The 18,185-nt window shown below is 62.4% G+C and carries 17 protein-coding genes; 1 reads left to right on the plus strand and 16 read right to left on the minus strand.

Features of this window, described 5'->3' with window-relative positions; all coding sequences use genetic code 11:
- Positions 1 to 4: 4 nt before the first annotated feature.
- From mhpA to AC5Y5O_RS30625, 16 genes are all read right to left on the minus strand, one after another.
- Positions 5 to 1,582 carry a bifunctional 3-(3-hydroxy-phenyl)propionate/3-hydroxycinnamic acid hydroxylase MhpA gene (gene mhpA / locus AC5Y5O_RS30550; protein WP_051641711.1) on the minus strand — a complete coding sequence of 526 codons (1,578 nt, stop codon included), beginning with the start codon at positions 1,580 to 1,582 and terminating at the stop codon, positions 5 to 7.
- A 54-nt stretch (positions 1,583 to 1,636) separates the two neighbouring features.
- Complete coding sequence (locus tag AC5Y5O_RS30555; protein ID WP_036473911.1) at positions 1,637 to 2,329, minus strand: CAP domain-containing protein; 693 nt, start codon at positions 2,327 to 2,329, stop codon at positions 1,637 to 1,639.
- A 338-nt stretch (positions 2,330 to 2,667) separates the two neighbouring features.
- Positions 2,668 to 3,312: an Rv1363c family protein gene (locus AC5Y5O_RS30560; RefSeq protein ID WP_036473917.1), complete on the minus strand. Its 645-nt coding sequence runs from the start codon at positions 3,310 to 3,312 to the stop codon at positions 2,668 to 2,670.
- A 62-nt stretch (positions 3,313 to 3,374) separates the two neighbouring features.
- On the minus strand, positions 3,375 to 4,076 hold the full coding sequence (locus AC5Y5O_RS30565) for an Rv1363c family protein (protein WP_036473919.1): 702 nt from the start codon (positions 4,074 to 4,076) through the stop codon (positions 3,375 to 3,377).
- Positions 4,043 to 5,512, minus strand: coding sequence for an MCE family protein (locus AC5Y5O_RS30570; RefSeq protein ID WP_036473920.1), 1,470 nt, complete (start codon positions 5,510 to 5,512; stop codon positions 4,043 to 4,045). Before AC5Y5O_RS30570 ends, AC5Y5O_RS30565 begins: the two co-directional genes overlap by 34 nt.
- Before the next feature lie 3 nt (positions 5,513 to 5,515).
- Positions 5,516 to 6,655 (minus strand): virulence factor Mce family protein, encoded by a 1,140-nt coding sequence (locus AC5Y5O_RS30575; protein ID WP_036473921.1) that lies wholly within the window; start codon positions 6,653 to 6,655, stop codon positions 5,516 to 5,518.
- Positions 6,652 to 7,980: an MCE family protein gene (locus AC5Y5O_RS30580; protein WP_084163681.1), complete on the minus strand. Its 1,329-nt coding sequence runs from the start codon at positions 7,978 to 7,980 to the stop codon at positions 6,652 to 6,654. Before AC5Y5O_RS30580 ends, AC5Y5O_RS30575 begins: the two co-directional genes overlap by 4 nt.
- A complete protein-coding gene (locus AC5Y5O_RS30585; RefSeq protein WP_036473922.1) occupies positions 7,977 to 9,338 on the minus strand; it encodes an MCE family protein in 1,362 nt (453 codons plus the stop codon). The genes AC5Y5O_RS30580 and AC5Y5O_RS30585 overlap by 4 nt, the downstream gene beginning before the upstream one ends.
- A complete protein-coding gene (locus tag AC5Y5O_RS30590; protein ID WP_036473923.1) occupies positions 9,335 to 10,363 on the minus strand; it encodes an MCE family protein in 1,029 nt (342 codons plus the stop codon). Before AC5Y5O_RS30590 ends, AC5Y5O_RS30585 begins: the two co-directional genes overlap by 4 nt.
- 40 nt (positions 10,364 to 10,403) lie before the next feature.
- The gene (locus AC5Y5O_RS30595; protein ID WP_051641736.1) at positions 10,404 to 11,762 is read right to left on the minus strand and encodes an MCE family protein; all 1,359 of its coding nucleotides are present in this window, start codon (positions 11,760 to 11,762) and stop codon (positions 10,404 to 10,406) included.
- Between the two features lie 5 nt (positions 11,763 to 11,767).
- Entirely contained in the window at positions 11,768 to 12,619 is an 852-nt protein-coding gene (locus AC5Y5O_RS30600) for an ABC transporter permease (RefSeq protein WP_051641712.1), read from the minus strand.
- Positions 12,616 to 13,383, minus strand: a complete 768-nt coding sequence (locus tag AC5Y5O_RS30605; protein WP_036473925.1) for an MlaE family ABC transporter permease — start codon at positions 13,381 to 13,383, stop codon at positions 12,616 to 12,618. The genes AC5Y5O_RS30600 and AC5Y5O_RS30605 overlap by 4 nt, the downstream gene beginning before the upstream one ends.
- Positions 13,380 to 13,556 (minus strand): hypothetical protein, encoded by a 177-nt coding sequence (locus AC5Y5O_RS30610; protein ID WP_156959199.1) that lies wholly within the window; start codon positions 13,554 to 13,556, stop codon positions 13,380 to 13,382. The genes AC5Y5O_RS30605 and AC5Y5O_RS30610 overlap by 4 nt, the downstream gene beginning before the upstream one ends.
- 411 nt (positions 13,557 to 13,967) lie before the next feature.
- Complete coding sequence (locus AC5Y5O_RS30615; protein WP_084946583.1) at positions 13,968 to 14,939, minus strand: alpha/beta fold hydrolase; 972 nt, start codon at positions 14,937 to 14,939, stop codon at positions 13,968 to 13,970.
- A 125-nt stretch (positions 14,940 to 15,064) separates the two neighbouring features.
- Complete coding sequence (locus AC5Y5O_RS30620; protein ID WP_165796522.1) at positions 15,065 to 16,717, minus strand: bifunctional 3-(3-hydroxy-phenyl)propionate/3-hydroxycinnamic acid hydroxylase; 1,653 nt, start codon at positions 16,715 to 16,717, stop codon at positions 15,065 to 15,067.
- Positions 16,714 to 17,040: a hypothetical protein gene (locus AC5Y5O_RS30625; protein ID WP_165796523.1), complete on the minus strand. Its 327-nt coding sequence runs from the start codon at positions 17,038 to 17,040 to the stop codon at positions 16,714 to 16,716. Before AC5Y5O_RS30625 ends, AC5Y5O_RS30620 begins: the two co-directional genes overlap by 4 nt.
- Positions 17,041 to 17,357: 317 nt before the next feature.
- Here AC5Y5O_RS30625 and AC5Y5O_RS30630 point away from each other — a divergent pair.
- On the plus strand, positions 17,358 to 18,185 hold an 828-nt coding region (locus tag AC5Y5O_RS30630), incomplete at its 3' end, for a VOC family protein (protein ID WP_500028659.1).

The following is an 18,185-nucleotide window of genomic DNA, read 5'->3' on the forward strand; positions in this document are numbered from 1 at the left end:
TCCGCTACGCGGCGGCGAGTTGTGTTTGTAGCTGGTCGACAAGTTGTCGAAGTGTATGGGAGTTGGAGGCGCCGCCATAGGTGTACCCGTCAGGCCGGATGAGCAGCGCCGTAACTGCATTGTGCGACAGCCAATCTGTCAGGCGCACATCGGCACCGAGGTAATGGCTCGGTTGGCCGGGATCTAGAGCGATGACGTGGGTGCCGATCGCTTGCAGAAACTCAGTGCGTTTCGAGCCGAGGGTGCGGGGGGCTGGTTCGCTGGTGGTTGTGATGAGGAGAAAACCCGGGCTGAAGAGCTCGTCGCTCAAGCAGGGGCCGTCTTGGGTTTGCAGGCGAGGTTGTATCGCGTACATTCCGGCGATGCTGTCTTCGGTTGAACTGCTGCGGATTCCGTACGAGATTGCTGGAAGGGATGGTGTTGGTGGAACTGCACCAGCTCGTAGTGCGGCATCACGCTGGGCTGCCTGTGCGGGATCGAGAGTGCAGCTGTGCTGGCCCATGAGCAACGATTGTTGGATTGCAGCGTCATTGAGCGGCTTTCTCTCTACGGTGTAGCTATCGAGAAGTGCGGGTGCGGCGAGGCGCCGCAGCACCAGGTCGAGTTTCCACGCGAGATTGGCGACATCAGCAATGCCTGAACACATCCCTCTGCCCATGAACGGCGGCATGAGATGCGCTGAGTCACCAGCCAGCAGTATGCGGTTGTCCCGCAGGGTATTTGCGCTCAGCGAGCGAAACTGATAGACGGCGTGGCGGACCAGTGTTGCGTTAGCGGGCGTGGCGTAGGATTGGAGTAGTTGCCAGACACGTGGCTCGGTGAAGTCGCCGGCGTGTTCTCCATCGAGCAGCATGAACTCCCACCGTCGATGCGTGCGTCCGTTGGCGATCATGGCGCTGGGTCGTTTGGGGTCGCACATCTGCGCCAGCCGCGGAAGCGACTTGAACGTGGATGGGTCATCGGGTCGGATGTCGACAACTAACCAGTTCTCGCTGAATCCGAAATCGTCGAGCGAGATTGTCGATGATGAGCGCACGACGGAATTAGCACCGTCAGCGCCAATTACCCAGCGTGCGTTGACGGTACGAGATTTCTGGGTCGGCCCGGATTCGGTTGAGATCGTTGGCAATAAAGTGAGCTGGACAGAGTCGGCGAATTGCACGATACGTTGGACCTGCCAGCCGCGGTCGACTCTGACAGACGGGTGCCGGCGCACGGCTAGATCCAGTGCCCGCTCGATCGTAGGTTGGTAGAAAAGGTAGGCCGCGGCCCATCCCGAGGGGTGTGGTGTGGTGAAGTCGATCTCTAGCGCGGGTTCGCCGTCCGCGCCGAACCATAGATATCGATCGACGGGCAGGGTTTCGCTATCGATGTCAGCATCCATACCGAGTCGGTGAAAGATGCGGCGGACTTCTCCGTCGAATCCGACCGCTCGGGGCAACGGGTAAGGCTCGAGATGGCGCTCGATGACCAAGACGCGGTGACCGTACTGGCCGAGTAGGGCTGCGGCGGTTTGGCCGACGGGGCCGTAACCGACGATAGCGACATCGACGTCAATGTCGGCTGGCCGAATCGTTGTCATGGTATGGGGTCCTGTCTAGTTGGTCGGTACAACGCGGGCCGGAGTATCTCTGTGTTATTGCGGCGGCATCGCGGGTGGTGGGTACACCCCGCGCAGGATCCACGGAAACCAGTTGATGCCGAATTCGAGTTCGTCGCTGGCGTCGTAGTCGGGGCTGGGATCTAGTGGAACGTCTTCAGGAATGACAACGGCTGCCTGCGGCCCAGTTTGCTGTCGGGCGGGGACGGGGTGAGGCGGTTCCTTCGGTTGGCCGTAGACGGCTACCAGAACAGTGCGATCGGGGCTGTTTTCCGACCACACACCGATTTGTGTGTGGCTGCAATCTGACATGATCGCCAAGTAGGCAGGGTTGTGATACCACTGATTGATCAACTCGATTCCGCTGATCGCAAGGGCGGGGTTGATCGCCACCGTTTCGGCCACGTTGCCGTGAAAACCGGCGGCGTTGGCGCGGTCTTGTGCCGTGGATCCATCAGAACCATTGTCGCCGTCGAGGTTTCGATTGGTCAGAACGTCGTGGGTGTGGCGTTGGGCGGCGAGCTGCAGTTGCGGGTTGATCCTGATGTCGTTGGTGCAGCCAGCCTGATGCTGAACGGTGTAGACGTTGGCGACCACACTATCGTTGAGGCGTTTGTTGTTGGGTATCAGCGTATTGTTGTCGCCGTCGGCGTGGGCGGCGGGAGCGATCAGTATCGCGGCGGCAGCCGAGACGCTCAGGCTGGCCCGGGTCAGTAGGTGGTATCGCATGATTGGGTTCCTTTCGGCTGGACATCAGCGACGGCGGGTGGCGAGCAGCGTTGCTAAGACATTGGGACAGGTGATTTGCGGTCGGCGCTGGTCGTTAGCCACCGGATAGACCAGCTGCGTGCAGAGCCGGCGTCGCGTTGTGGCACAGCGGGTTTGCTGAGAACGAGGATGTGACAGCAGGGTTCAAGGCGGCTGGGGCGTTGCGGAAGTCGCGGCGCTGCGCCGAAGCTTGAGGGGGCCCTCAGCGTTGAAATCGGACGAGTATTCCGACGACCTGAGGTCGGCGACCGCATCGGGGTTAGCGGTGTCGCTGTGCCGTCTGGAATTCGCATTTGAGATCAGACCGGGTCGAAGCCGGAGATCAGCCACGTTCCGGCGAGGTTATCAAGGCTCACTCGCACAGCCGAAGCGGTTTGGCTGGGTGCGCCGTTGCCGACCGTGACGGTCTGGTTCACGAATACCAAGACAACGGCATGCTGCGCGCTTGCCGATACGGATGCGGCCGCCGGGACAGTGGCTTGGGCGGTGATCTGTCGCTGTTGAGCGGCCGGGATGACCACGTCGTGGGTGAGTGAGGTGTATGAGTCGCGGAACTGACCGGTGAGGCGATCACGTGCGTCATTGAGTTGCTTGTCAACGGTATCGGGCCGATACGACAGCAATGCTGCGGTGGCATCGCGGGCTTTCTGTACGCTTTGGATTGCCGCGGTATCCGCTTGGTGGGCCGAGGAGATCTGCCACCGCGCGAATGCGGCCGTCAACGTCGATAGCAGCGCGATGGCTGGCAGTAGTGCGAAGACTGCGATACGAATCCAACGACGCGGTTGTCCGGAAGCCGGCGAGGCGTCGTCGGGCAACGTTGTTGCTTCCGAATCCGGGCCCGTGGCATCGGAGTTAGTTGTGTCGTCGAGGCCGGTGGCTGTTTCGTCCGTACAGTCGGCCATATCGTCGGCAGGTTCGGTGTGGTTGCGGGTGATTGCCATGGCGTGCTGTGTCTTTCAGATCGGATACGAGTGATCAGCTGGGTCGTGGATGAGCTGCTTTGCTAGGGAACAAATTCGACGTTGGCGACCTTGGCGTCGTTACCGATTTTTCGCACTACAATGCGCATCCGCCACGCTCGGGACGATTGGTCGGGGGATCCGGAGTTGGTGGTTTTGACGCTGACGGCGACGAGAACTTGTGCGTCATCAGGGGTTTCGGATTCAATACCAGCTTCGGTAACGCTGCCGACAGACTTGGATTTGGCTTGTTTGACTACGTCGATAAAGGGTTGTGCACGTTTGGAGAAGTCGTCGTAGAAGGTTCCGGTTGCTGAGGCCACGATGCGTTGGACATCAGTGTCGGCTTGTTGCCAGTCGATGGTGGTGAGGTTGAGCGCGGCTTGTTTACCGGTTTGTAGGAACAGTTGGCGTTGGCGTTGGTCTTGGTGGGCGTGGTAGGCGCTCAGGGTGAGCCATCCGGCTAGCGTGGCTAGGGCAATTGTGGCGGCGACGACGGTTGCGATGGCCCGGCGTGAAGGTTGAACGCGTTGCCGGATTGTCGCCGACGAAATCTCTTGGGCAGTACTGGTTTCGGTGGTGTCGGCTGCATCGTTCTCAGTGTTGTCGGCGATGGTTTCGCTGTCCTGGTGGTCGCTTTGCGTCGTTGCAGCGACCCCTGGGGCATCGGGGCTTGCGGTGTCGATCGCGGGGGTATCGGTGAGCTGGCGGGTCACCCGGCGGGCGGCGTGAGCAGTGTCTGCCATGTTTTCTCCTGATTTTGCGAATGGGCTAGGTCACCCTGGCGGTAGCGCTTTCCGTCGGGGCCGATGTATTCGCCTGTGGCGGGGTCGTATTCGGCGACGGCCAGCGGAGGCGGTGTGTTGGCCGGCGGTGTTGGCGGGTTGGATTGCGCGGTGGGCGCCGCGGGAATACGCGGTTGGGGAACGGGTTGCCCGGACAGCGTGGCGTTGGGGTCGCCTTTCCAGTTCGTGCCGTCGTTGAGCGGGACGTAGTTCTCCTCGCTTTCACACATTTGCACGGTGGGTGCGCGTTTCCCGGGTTTGGTTTCACACGGGGTGTTGCGGACACCGCGCACATTGAAGGGGGCGTCTTGGGGGATTCGGCAGTACAGGTCGCCGTCTGGGCGGTTGGGGTAGTCTTCGTAGCTTTGGACTCGAACTTGTTGGGGCGGAAGGAATCCGGTGTTACACACGGGCGGGAGGTTGAGGTTGAGGTTGAAGCTGATGTAGGCGCCCTTGTAGGCCTGTTTGGTGTTGCGGTTGGCCGCGGTCAGAGCCTGCATGATTTGGGTGCCTTGGGGTAGCAGGACGAGGAGTTGTTCGATGTTGGGTGCAAAGGTGATGGCTACCTGGTCGAGGCTGACGAGGTTGGCTAAAAGAATCGGCAGGGTCGGCTGGAGCCGTTCGAAGAGCTGGCGGGCTTCGTTGGTGGTGTCGGGACCGGTGCGCAGAATCTGCTTGAGGGATTCGTCGTGGCGACGGAGTTGCTCGGTGATGGTGGCTGCGTGGGCGCTCCACGCGGCGATGGAGTCGGTGCTGTCAGCTTGACTGTTGAGGACCGGTGGAGTTCGGTCGATGAGGGTGGTCAGGTCGGCGAGGTCGCTGTGGGCGGCTGCTGCCAACTGGCTGGAGCCTTTGACGATGCGTGCTAGCTCTGGGCCCAGTCCTTCAAACGCGGTGTAGGACTCATCGATGACGGTGCGCACATTGTCGCCGGGGATGGCTTGCAGACCGCGGTTGGTGGCGTCGAGCAAGGTGTTGATGTCTTCGGGTACCGAAACGTTGCTCGCGGAGATCACCGAGCCGTCGTGCAGGGGTGCCGAGGTGGCGTCTCGTGGCAGCAGAGCGACGAAATTTTCTCCCACGGCCGTTTGGCTGTGCACTTCGGCTCTGAGGTTGGAGGGAATGTGCACCCCGGAGTCCAAGGACAGGTGCGCTTGGACCCCGCGGTCGCTGAGTTCGACGGTTTCGACCCGGCCTACTTCGGTGCCGCGGTAGGTGACGTTAGCGCGCGGGTAGAGTCCTGCGGCTTCGGGCAGTTGCAGTGTGACGTCATAGCGTCCGATGCCGAACAGCATCGCGGGCAGGCCGATGTACTGCACGGTGGTGACGGCGGCGCCGGTGAGGGCGACGACGGTAAAGATGATCAGTTGGATCTTGATCCGTAGCGTTAGTCGCATCAGTCAGCGGCCTTGATCGGAGCGATAAGGGGCGATCAGTGGGTTGCCCGCGGTATAGGGGCTGGGCAGTTGGCCGATGGTGCGTCCCCACTGCAGTTCCAGTTCGGTGAGATTGCCTTCGAATCGGGTGGCGGTGAAAAAGGACGAGTCGAGTCGGCTCAGGGTCAGATCGACGATGAGGGTGACGTTGGCGAAGTCACCCCGGAACCATTTCTGGACGGTTTCCTTGGGCCAGGGGAAGTCGGTGAGGAAGCTCAGTGCGCGTGTCATGGCAGGGCCCGCGTTGGCCAGCGAGTCAAGGACTGGGGCAAGGTCGCGCAGTTCTTTGACGAAGTTGTCTTTGGTTTGGCGGACGGCGTCAGCAGAAAGTGCGCTGAATTTGCTGAAGTGGTCGGCGGCCTCAGCGAGGGTCTGGCGTTGTTGTTTGAGGACCGCCAGCGCGTCGGGGATGGTGCGCAGTGCGTTGTCCAGTACGGGTTTATCGTCGGCAAACTGGCCGACGAGCTTGTTGAGGCTGTCGGTGGCCGCGATGATGTCGCCGGTTTGATCGTTGAGTCTGTTGGTGTAGGTGTCGATCTGGGCAATGAGGTCGCGCAGGTCGTTTTCGCGGCCGGCCAGCGCGGTACTAAACGCTGCGGTGATGTCTTGCAGTTGGCCGATGCCACCGCCATTGAGTAGCAGCGATACCGCTGCCAGGGTTTGTTCGGTGGAGGGGTAGGCGCCAGCCGAAGCGAGCGGGATCAGCGCTCCGTCGCGCAGTTTGCCTTGCGGCGCCACACCTTTGGGGGCTGCCAGTTCGATGTGTAGGGAACCGAGCAGGCTGGTCTGCCCGACGGTGGCCACCGCGTTGGCGGGCAGGTCGACGTCGCCGTTGAGTCGCATGGTTACCAGGGCGTGCCAGCCCTGGCGTTCAATTTTGGAGACAGCGCCCACGGTGACGTCGCCGACGCGCACGCGGGAGTTCTGTTGGATGTTGTTGACGTCGGGCAGTTGGGCTTGGATGGTGAAGGCGCCGGGCCCGTGGCCTTGGGTGCCAGGTAGCGGCAGGGAATTCAATCCATGCCAGCCGCAGCCGGTAAGCGCTGCACCAAGCGCCACAGTCAGCACCGCGAAGAATGCCGCGCGGCCGGTCTGGGTGGTCATGAGCCTCCTTCGGGTGGCATCATCAGGCCCCGCAGCCCGTCGGCGGGATTCGTCGGTTGGGCTTCGGCGGGCAGCGCCTGCGCTGGTGGTGGCGCTTGCGGTGCGGGCGGGTTGGGTGCGGGCTGGGGTGGGATGTAGTCAGGGCGCAGCGAGTCTTGGCTGTAGGTGACTTCGTTGGGTCGTGCGATGGGCCCCACAAAGGGATTGAGTCCGATGGGGGGGAAGTTGTATTGCCGGTTTTTGATAATTGGTGCCAGATATTGCACGCAGAGTTTGGCTGCTTGTTCGGCACCCAGGCGCGATGCAGCCTGGATCGCGCCGCACACGAAGGTGATGGGGTTGGCGAATTGGTTGATCGCCAAGGCGCCGGCTAGGGCCGCTTGTGCTGGGTGGTAAATGTTGACGAAGTTCGACAGCGTGGTAGGCGTGACGTGCAGGACTTGTTTGAGGTCATCGAGATGGTTGGTGAGTTCAGTCGTGATCGAGGCGAGCCGATCCGTGGTGGTGCCCAACGCGTCGCGGTGTTCGGCGAGGAAGGTCTTCACATCACCGACCGCGGCACTGAAATCATCGAGGGCTTGGCCGATTTCGTTGGGGTCATTGGCGATCAGGCCGCTGACCTGAGCCAGATTCTTGTTCAGTTGCATCATCTGTTCAGTGCTGTCTTGCAAGGCGCTGGCCAGCATCGCGAGGTTCTTCACGGTGCCGAAGATGTCTGCGCGGTGGTCGCCCAGCGCGGACAGTGTTTGGGACAGTTGGATGACGGTGTCGCGCATGTGGGCGCCTTGTCCGCGCAGGTTGTCGGCGGCGGTGTTGATCAACGAGCCCAGCGTGCTCACGCCGCCGGGTTGTGTCGGCTGCAGGGTGTCGGTCAGCTTTTTCAGTTGCTGACGAAAGTCGTCGTATTCGACGGGGACGGCCGTGCGGTCTCGCGGGATGACCGCGTGGTCGCCCAATAACGGCCCGGCGTGGTAGGCGGGGGTGAGTTGGATCGCGCGGGCGGTAACCAGCGACGGGGACAAAATGACAGCCTTGGCGTCGGCGGGGACGCGGTATTTCGCATCGACCCAAAATGAGATCTTCACCTGCTGGGGTTGAGGGTCGATACGCTCGATCTTGCCGACGGTGACCCCGAGAATGCGTACATCGTCGTTGGCGAAGACGCCGTTGCTGTTGTCGAAGTATGCGGTGAGGTGAGTTCGGGGGTTCGTGGCGGGACGGATGACGATGGTCAGGACTCCGCCAATCAAGGTGAGCGCGAGTACCGTAGCGAGGACGCGCCGCCGAGTCGGCAGCCAGGTGCGGCGGGTCGTGGTCGTTGTCATGGATGGGTCTCTCCCGGTGGCGGATTCGGCGTCGGAGCACTGGGTTGCGGGACCTCGCTGGGTGCGGGCACATAGACCGGCCGGGGTGTCGGCTCGGGGATCGACTGATGGCCGGGCGGTTCAGGTGCGGGAGGCCCTGGCGGCGGCCCGCCGGGTGGGGGTGCGGGTTCGGGCTCGCGGTAGGGGTAGCAACCCGGCCCCGGCAGCGGGCACGGATGATCGCCGGGGTTTCCGGTGATCGCATCGGGCAGGGTCCGATTGGGCTCGCCGCCTTGTCCTGTTCTGGGGTAGGGGACAGGCAGTGGGGGTGTGCCGGGTTGGCCCGTCTGGGGATCGGTGCGCTGGGAGGGCAGTAAGACGTGGGGGTCGAGGCCGAGGTCGGAGAACGCCGCCGAGATGAAGGGCTGAAGGAACTGGCCAGGTAACAGATTGGAGACGTAGGCCTTGAAAAACGGTCCCGAGGACAGGGCTTCACCGAAGGACATCGCGTAGTCACCGAGCAGTTTGAGTGACTGCGTGACTTGCTGTTTGCGGTTGTCGACGATGGCAAGTACATCGTTGAGCTTGTCGAGGGCGGGTTTGAGCTGGGAGCGGTTGTCGGCGATGAAGCCCGAAAGCTGGCGGGATACCGCGGAGATATCACCGGCGAGGTGATCCAGTGCAGCGCTTTGGCTTTGCAGCTGAACGAACAGGGCATTCGCGTCGGCGATCAGCGCCACAACTTGGTCACTGCGTTTGGCCAGCACTGCGGTTGCCTTATGCGCGTCGGCCAGCAGTTGACGTAGCTGCTGGTCCCGTGTGTTGAGGGACTGGGAGAATCGTGCGACTCCTTGCACGGCGCCGGCCAAGTCGTTGGGGGTGTTGCGGAAGGTGTCGGCGAGGGTGGCCAGCGATTGGGAGATCTGGTCGGTGTTAAGGCCGCTGATGGTGGCGGTCAGATCGCCGAGCGCATCGGGCAGCTGGTAGGGCGACGAGGTGCGGTCTAGCGGAATTGGACCGTGTTGTTCACCGGTCCCGCGGGGCGTGACTTCCAGGATCTTGGTTCCCAGAAGACTTTTGGTTTTGATCGCCGCTTCGCTGTCGTCGCCGAGATGTACGTCATCGTTGATGTGGAAAGTGACCAAGACCCGTTCGCCGTCGAGCGCGATGTCGGAGACCTGCCCGGCACGAAACCCTGAGACTTGCACCGCGGCATACGGTGTCAACCCGCCGGCGTCGGCGAAGTAGGCCTGGTAGGTGGTTCCGGTGGTGAAGAACGGCAGTTTGTCGTACTCGAGGGCGGTCCCGACGATCGCTGCCGTCAGCGCTAGACCAAGAGCGCCCACGGCGAGGGGATTGCGCTGGTCGAGTGGTTTCACTGGGGGGTACACCGTCCTGTGGCCTGGCTGGCTACCTTGACATAGACCGGTTGGCCGCCTTTACCGTTGAGTTTGAGTACGAGGTCGCACAGGTAGAAACTGAAGAAGTCACCATAGAGTCCTTGGCGGCCCAACGCTTTATAGGTGTCGGGCAACGTGTTGAGTAGATCGTCGAAGTAGGCGCGGTCGCCATTGACCAGTGAGGCGACCCGGTCGGTCTGGGTTATGACCTGCGTAAAAGGGACGCGCGCCTGGCCGAGCATGTCGGCGACTTGTGCTGCGGCGGCGTCGCCGTAGGCGATGGCATTGGAGATGTCGGTCTTGCGGGCCGCAAGGGTGGACACGATCTGCGCTGTTGCGTCGACAGCCTTGTCGAATTGGGCAGCCTGGCCCGACAGGGATCCCAGGACAACGTTGAGGTTGGTGATGACTTGGCCGATCAGGCGGTCACGATCAGCGAAAGTGGTTGTCAGCGCGCCCGTTTGGGCGAAAAACGAGCTGATTGCGCTGCCTTCCCCTTGGAATGCGGAGATGAGCTGGCCGGACAGCGTGTTGAGCTGATCGGGGTTGATAGCGCGGAACAGGGGACGAAAGCCGCCGATCAGCGCATCGAGGTCGAGTGCGGGCGCGGTGCGCGACAGCGGGATCGTCTGGCCGGGTCGCAGCCGGTGGGTGTCAGATTTGCCTTCCAGCAATGCTACGTAGCGCCCGCCGATCAGATCGTCGTAGCGGATCACGGCTTGGGTTCCGGCGGTGAGGATGACGCTGTTGTCGAGACTGAATGTCACACGCACGGTGGCATCGGGGTTGATTTTGATGTGGCCGACTTTGCCGACTTCGACGCCGGCGATGCGCACAAAGTTCCCTTGTTCGAGCCCCGAGACGTTGCTGAACTCGGCGTCGTAGCTGGCGTTGGAGTTGAATCGAAGTTGACCGAACACGACGACGAGCGCCACGATGCCCAACAGGCACAGTGCACTGAAGATCACCAGACGCCAGGCGGCGCCCCCCAGATTTTCTTTCACCGCATTACCTTTCGCTGCGCAGGAAGGTGTGCTTGTCGTCTCATGGCCCCGGTGCCGCCGGTGGGGATGGGGCTGGCGGTGCGGGCACACCGGGGTACAGCGGCGTGCCGTCGGGCCCGTAGAGCGGCGCACCGTAGGGGGGTGCGCCGGGGTAGGGCATAGGCCCGGGCGCCGGGCCGCCGAAGTAACGGATGCTGGGCGGTTCGGGAGTCCCCCGGGTGACGGGCAGGTAGTTGGCCCAGCCGGGAAACCCGATACCGGGATTGGGCCGGATATCCATCCCGGTGCCCCATCCGGTATCCGTGATCAGCTGTCGGACCGGGAAATCTTTGTCGACGTTGGGTAGCGAGCCGCAACTGGGTTTACCGCCTGGGCCGCCTTTGGCGTTGACGATAGGAAGGTTGTCGGGGTAACGGTAGGGATCTTGACCAAACAGCAGGGCGCTGTCCATCAGCAGGGACCTGCCGTCGTCGCCGCCGGCAGCCCCATAACCGCCGTTGTCGAGGAAGAACTTCGCGCCCACCAGCAGGCAGGTGTAGGTCGGCTGGTATTTGTTGAGCAGCTCGGTGGTGGGCGCCAGCATATTGACTGTGTTGGTCAGGTGCGTGAGGTTGGGAGCCAGCAGCGTGGTGCCCGCCTGCGAGAATCCGATGGTGTTGAGCAGCAACGCATCCAGTGCGTCGGCTTGAGTGGTCACGGTGGCACTGGTGGTCGCGGCGGCATCAAGGGTGGTGATGAGGCGGGGGGCGGCACGGCCATAGGCATCGCTGAACCCTTTCAGGGATTGCCAGTCCCGCCTGAACGTTTCGTAGCGCGGGTTGAGCTCTGCGAGCACCGCATCGGTGTCGGTGATGGCCTGGCCGATGGTGTGGCCCTGGCCGCGAAACGCTTCGGACAGCGCGCCTAGGACGGCGTTCAGTTTGGCGGGGTCGATGGTGTGTAGGAGGTTGGTGAGGTTGTCGAAAACAGTGTTGACCTCGGTGGTCACATTCTGCGATGTCAACACTGCGCCGGCGGCCAATCGACGTGCCTCGGGGTGTTCGGGGTAGACCAGGTCAACGAATTTGGCGCCGAAGGCGCTGGTGACGCGGATTCGGGCACCAATGTTGGCGGGGATGTAGCGCAGCTGACCGCTGTCGATGGCCAATTTCAGTGCGACCGGCTCGTTGCCGCCGACGACGGAGGTAACCTCACCGACCTGGACGCCGCGGAGTTTGACTTTGGCGCCGGTTTCCATGACGAGCCCCGAGCGCGCCGAGGTCAGCGTCACCGGAATCGTGGAGCGGAAGCTCTTATTGAACAATGCGGTGGTCAGCACGACGAACAGCACGAGTACCGCCACGAAGATCAGCACCCACACCCGCGGGTGCAGTTTGAGGAACCGCTCAGAATGCTGCACCGAGCTCACCCCGCCAGAGTGAAGTTTCCGGTGCGGCCATAGACGGCCAGCGAGATCATCAGCAACACGAGCACCGCGACGACTAATGATGTACGCACGGCACGTCCGACGGCCTCGCCGACTCCGGCCGGGCCGCCGGTGGCGTTGAAGCCGTAGTAAGTGTGCACGAGCATGACGACTACCGCCATCACGGCGGCCTGCAGCAGCGACCACAGCAGATCGGTCGGATTCAGAAAGGTACGAAAGTAGTGGTCGTAGACGCCGGTCGACTGGCCGAACAACAGGGCGGTCGACGTGCGCGCGGAGACGAATGCGGCGAACAAGGCGATGCAATACAGCGGGAGGACGACGACGACGCCGGCGACCACGCGAGTCGAAGCCAGGTAGGCCACCGCGCGGATACCCATGACTTCCATCGCATCGATCTCCTCGTTGATGCGCATGGCGCCGAGTTGGGCGGTTGCTCCGGCGCCGATGGTGGCCGCCAGGCCGATGACAGAAGTGAGGGGGATGACGACGCGGCTGTTGAAGAAGGCCGCTAAGAACCCGGTGAGCGCTTCCACCCCGACGCCGGCCAAGGCGTTGTAGCCTTGCACCGTGATGATTGAGCCCGCCGACAGGGTGAGAAACCCGACGATGCCCACGGTGCCGCCGATGACCGCCAAAGCGCCTGTGCCCAAACCCATTTGGGCGACTTGACGCAGCGTCTCAATTCGGTACTCGCGCAGTGCGAAGGCGCTGTAACTCAGGGTGCGTAGGTAAAATACAATCTGGTAGGCGAATTGGTCGAAGCGCCCCAGCGCCCGCCGGATAAAATGTTGGGTTCGCGGAATCTGTTGCCGCGCAACAACACTCATCGCGTCGCCTTAACGCCGACGGCGGTGGTGACCAAGTTGATCACGAACAGTGACATGAACGCGTAGACAACCGTCTCGTTCACCGCGTTGCCCACTCCGGCCGGGCCCCCGCCCACCGAGATCCCTTTGTAGCAGGCGATCATGCTGGCAGCCAGACCGAATAATCCGGCCTTGATGAGTGCGATGAACAACTCGGGCAACCCGGTCAGCACCGTCATGCCCGCGACGAACGCACCCGGAGTGACGTGTTGGATGAACACCGAAAAGATGAACCCGCCGACGATTCCGGTCAGGATGACGACACCGGACAACATCATCGACACCACGGTGGCGGCCAGCACTCGCGGGACCACCAGCCGTTGTAGCGGGTTGATGCCCAGTACCCGCATCGCGTCGAGCTCCTCGCGGATCGTACGGGCACCCAGGTCCGCACACATCGCGGTGGCCCCCGCACCCGCGACCACGAGCACCGTGACAATCGGCCCGATTTGGGTGACCGCGCCTAACGCGGTACCCGACCCGGAAAAGTCGGCGGCTCCGAACTCGATGAGCAACACATTGAGGGTGAAGACCGACAACACCGTGAACGGAATCGACAGCAGCAGCGTCGGAAGGATCGACACACGCGCAACAAACCACGACTGCAGCAGCAGTTCCCGCCGCGCAAAAGGTCGGCGCGGTACTAGCCACAGCGTGGACAGCGCCATGATGAAGAAATCACCCACGGCGCGCATGGGTTTGGTGACTATGCTGGCCACCGTCATTTGGGCGCGCCCGCGATCGAGTGCTGCACCGATGCGCCGTGTGACACCAGGTCGACAATTCCGGCGCTGTGTGTGAGCGCGTTGACGTCGTCGCGCGATCCTGCGCGTCGGGATCCCTGCGCGATGGCGGGGTTGCTTCGTCGCCCGGCGAACACGGCGGTGTGTTCTTGCATTGTCGGGTCGTTCAACGCGGTCCTCTGGCGTCGGTGCGGTTTATTGAACAGATTGGCTGAGTCTAGGGCAGTGGGCAATTCTGTGTACAGGTTTTAGGCCGGTACGTTTTGCGCACGACTGTGACATGCAGGGATGCCGTAAACGGGTAGTTTCTTGGGGGTGTGCCCGGTGGCTTCGCTTGTGAGAGTACATACAGGTTGGTGCGTGAGCTGGTGCGATGAACCGGGGTGTACTGGGTCGTGATGCCGCCGCCCAGCTCCAGGGCGCGCCGCGCCGCGGTGCAGTCGGCCAGTCGGACCCACCGGATGATCGAGCAATCCCGGCTGAACCCCAGATTCGATGACGCTGATGGCCGACGACGGTCCGCGGCACAGGTTTGTCGCGAGCTGTGGGTGCACTCGATCGTGGTCTCAGATCGGTGTTTTACCGCCAGTGGTGGTGTCGTCTGTATGGATGCGTTGCAGGAAGTCGAGCAGGTAACGGTTCACCACGGAGGGTGCTTCTTCTTGGATCCAGTGGTTGAATCCGGGCAGAATTGCCGAAACCTGCAAGTCTGTGACGTATCCGTCCATCACCGAGGGCGGCATGAATCTGAGCACGGGATCGTCGCCGCCCGCAACGAATATCGCGGGGCAGTCGATGGTGGCGCCGTCATATGGCGCGAGTATTTCCCAGTTACGGTCGAAGTTCCGGTACCAGTTGAGCGGCCCGGTGAAGCCGTTGCGCTGTAAGGCGTCGATGTAGACGTGTTGGTCTTCTGCGCTGCGCCAAGGAAAACGCGGCGGAGGTGCTACGGACTGCCAGCCGTGGCGGTCGGTCACCCATCGGCCCGCGATGGCGCGTTCAATGTCGGCGGCGAACGCCGAGTCGGCGGCGCCGGGTTGTTGAAGCCACAGCATGTAGAAGTCGTCGCCCATCAGTTGTCGGAAGAATTCGGTGGGCCGCACTGGTGTACGGGGCACGTAGGGCACCGATAGTGCGGCGACGCCATCGATGCGGTCGGGATGTCGCAATGCGATGGCCCAGCCGACCAGTGCGCCGAAATCGTGACCGACGAGGGTGACGCGACTGGCGCCAAGACTGTCGATGAGATCGATGATATCGCGGGTCAGGTGGGTGATGTCGTAGTCGGCGACCTCGGTCGGCACCGACGAGCCGCCGTAGCCGCGCTGATCTGGCGCCACCGCACGATAGCCAGCAGCGGCCAGGGCGACTAGTTGATGACGCCAGGAGTACCACAGCTCGGGGAAACCGTGCAGAAAAATTACGGTCGGTCCTTCGCCCATTTCGGCGATGTGCATTGATATTTCACTCAAGCGCATGCTGCGATGCCGGACTTGGGCGAGCGCGTTGGCGTCTGCGTTGTTGGGGGGTGTCGCCATGTGTTCGGTGCCTCGTATCGGATCGGGTGGGGCCGTGATAGACGATGACCGGTCGATGGGGTGAGTGTTGCTGGCGTGCATCCAAGCGAGTCGCCGGCTGGGCCCGCCGTAGGGCAGTCGACCAGCTACCGACGCCGCGGGGCTCTCAGTGCCGGTTCCAGCGCGGGGCTTGGCAGATCGAGTGCGGTGGCGGCGGTGGCGTACACGTAACGGTCGGGTCGCACGATGACGAACCGCGCATTACTGCGCGTCATCCATTGCCACAACTGACCTGAAGGATCACCGATCTCGCCGTCGGTGACGACCGATGTCCCTGGACGCACAGTCAGATATCGGGGCTCGAACCGTTGCCACGCCTTAACGAAGCCTTGGGGAAGCTCATCGGCGGTGGCGTTGAGACCCAAGATGGCCCAACCTATTCCAAGCGCTTCATCGATCGGCACCAGATGGACTTCAGGCTCGGCGACAGTGACCGCTTTGATCAGATGACCGACCGTGTTGGTCTTCTTCCGTTTGGCGGGTAGTGCGAGAAATCCTTGCGTGAGGGGAGCCGGGCGCAAGATGGCAACGCTGAGCGCTTTCTCCACGCCCGGGAGTCGTTGCACCAGCCGCAGCACGCCGTCACGCATACGGGCAGCAATGCGATTGGGCGGCATGACGATTCGGCCAATCCGTACCGCCGAGGCCGACATCGCGTCATGGTGTGGCTCTCGTTCGGCCTGATATGTATCGAGTAGCGTGGCGTCGGCGCGCCCTCGCAGGACAGCCTCGATCTTCCACATCAGATTGGCCGCATCGCGGAACGCTCCCGAACATCCTTGCCCGGCGAACGGTGGCATGACATGGGCGGCGTCGCCGACCATCATGACCCGACCCACGCGCCACTGCTGGCACTTGCGCACGTGGAAGGTGTAGTTCCACATTCGGGCGATTTCCACGTCATCGGGCGTGATGCCGTCTTGAGCAAGAATCTGCCAGACGCGTTCGGATGTGAGTAGCTGCTCGGCGTCTTCGTCTTTGTTGATACGCCATTCCCAGCGGTAGTAGCCGCCGGGACATGGGCATCTGACGCCGGGACGCTCAGGCAAACAGACGAACTGGAAGTGTGGTGATCGGTTGAGCGGCCGTTTCACCTTGGCCTGCACATCCATCCATTGCTCTGAATACGAGTCGCCGGCAAAGGTGACGCCGAGTTCTTTGCGCACCACGCTGCTGCCCCCGTCGCACGCAAGCAGGTAGCGAGCGTGCAGCGTCGTGTGCTCATCGGTGCCGACATTGGCCACGCGGAGGCTGACCATATCGTCGGATTGGACCATGTCCTGGTACTCCCAGCCGCACTTGACGGTGACGCTGGGCCAGCGCTGCACACCCTCGCGCAGCACCGCCTCCAGCCAGGGCTGGTGAAAGAAATTGGCTTGCGTCTCAGCGCAATGCTCCGTGGGGATGGGAAGTACAGACAGAAACGGGTTCCCATCGAGGCCGGTGAATTGAATCGTTGTGCCACAGTGCATGGTGGCCGTCGCCGCCTCGTAGAGGCCGAGGTTACGAATGATGCGCAAGGACTCGGCGTCGATCGAGATGGCACGCTGACGTGGGAAGACATCGGCATCGCGTTCCACAACCACGGTGCGCAATCCGAGTTGGCCGGCAAGATTGGCGGCGGTCACTCCGGCCGGGCCGTATCCGACAATCGCGACGTCATACACCTGCTCGTCGGCGTCGGACCCTGTCACGCTCGTCTCTGATGAATCCGACTGCGATCCGTCAAGCACCGTCACAGCACCAAACCATTCCCTGCGACTGCGCTCATGGTCGCTGTCGGCCGCAATCGCAGCAGCGCCGCCAGAAGCGGTGCACACAACAGACTCATCATCGAGCCCCCTTCTTGACCGGAGTTAGCTGGACTGGCGTCGATATCGGCGCACAGCGGTGTGCGCGCCGACCGGCGGCCGCATTGTGCTCGCTGGCTGGTCAGCCCTGCCGAATCGTTGTGCGCAGAAACGCCGGTGCCCCGCAGCACCGCACGTCGTGCGGTGAGCCCGAGCGTCCAACACGCAGTGTGACGCAACTCGGCGACGGGCAGGGGCGTGACGTTTGACACGCACCCGACTATAGACCAACCTGTATACAGGTTTGGAAGGGGATTGGATCCAGACGACCGCCGACCGGCGGGGTAGTGGTCGACATGCACGCCACCTCTCAACACCCCCGCCACCCGTAGCTGGATACAGAAAACTAGGGAATGGAGAGCAACCGCGCTAGTGAGCTGCATGACTATCCAGAAAAGCGTGTCCGGATGACGGTGATACTGTGCGCTTCTGTACGCAGTTTGGGTTTGCGGGTCGCCTGTGTTCGAGCCAAGTCGGTCTGAGATTCGTTGTGAGGTAGAGGAGCAGGAAATCCATGGAACTGGGATATATGGGACTCGAGGTGTCCGACCCGACCGCGTTTGGTGACTACCTCTCGGGTGTGCTCGGCTTGATACCGGGTCGTCCCGCCGGCACGCGGGCATCCACCTGGCGAATGGATGGCAAGGTCCATCGGCTCTTGGTTGCGCCGGGCGCGGCCGATGATGTGAGTTATGCGGGGTTCTTGGTGGCCGACCGCGCAGAGTTCGACGCGACCGTCGCCAGCCTGCGCGATGCCGGTTTCGACCCAATCTCTGGTGCGGGCGAGGAGATAGCCGCACGCGGTGTTGAGGAGATGGTCTACGTAACCGCGCCGTGGGGTGTGCGCGTTGAGATCGCGCGGGGCCTGCAGGACGCCGATGAGCCCTTTGACTCGCCGCTGCAGCCCGGCGGTTTCCTCACCGGCGACCTCGGTATGGGTCACGCAGTTTTCTGGGTCTCCGGTGGGCGCGCTGAGTTCGATGCTGCCGACGCGTTCGCGGTCAAGGCGCTGGGTCTGAAGCTGTCGGATTGGCTGGAGATCGAGATGGGCGGTTTGGCGGTTACCGCGAACTTCTACCATTGCAACGGCAGGCACCATTCGCTGGCGTTCGTGTTCGTGCCGGTGCCGGAATTGCCCAAGAAGCTTGATCACATCATGATCGAGACCGTTTCAATGGACAACGTCGGCAGCGCCTATGACCGCGCGCTGGAGGCCCGTTGCCCCATCGCGCGCGACCTCGGCAAACATCCCAACGACCGGATGTTCAGCTTTTATAGTGCTGGCCCAGGCGGCGTGCAGTTTGAGTTGGGCGCGGGCGCGGTGACCGTTACCGACGACTGGGAGGTCGTCAAATAC

The organism is Mycobacterium sp. NGS40 (assembly GCF_059812735.1).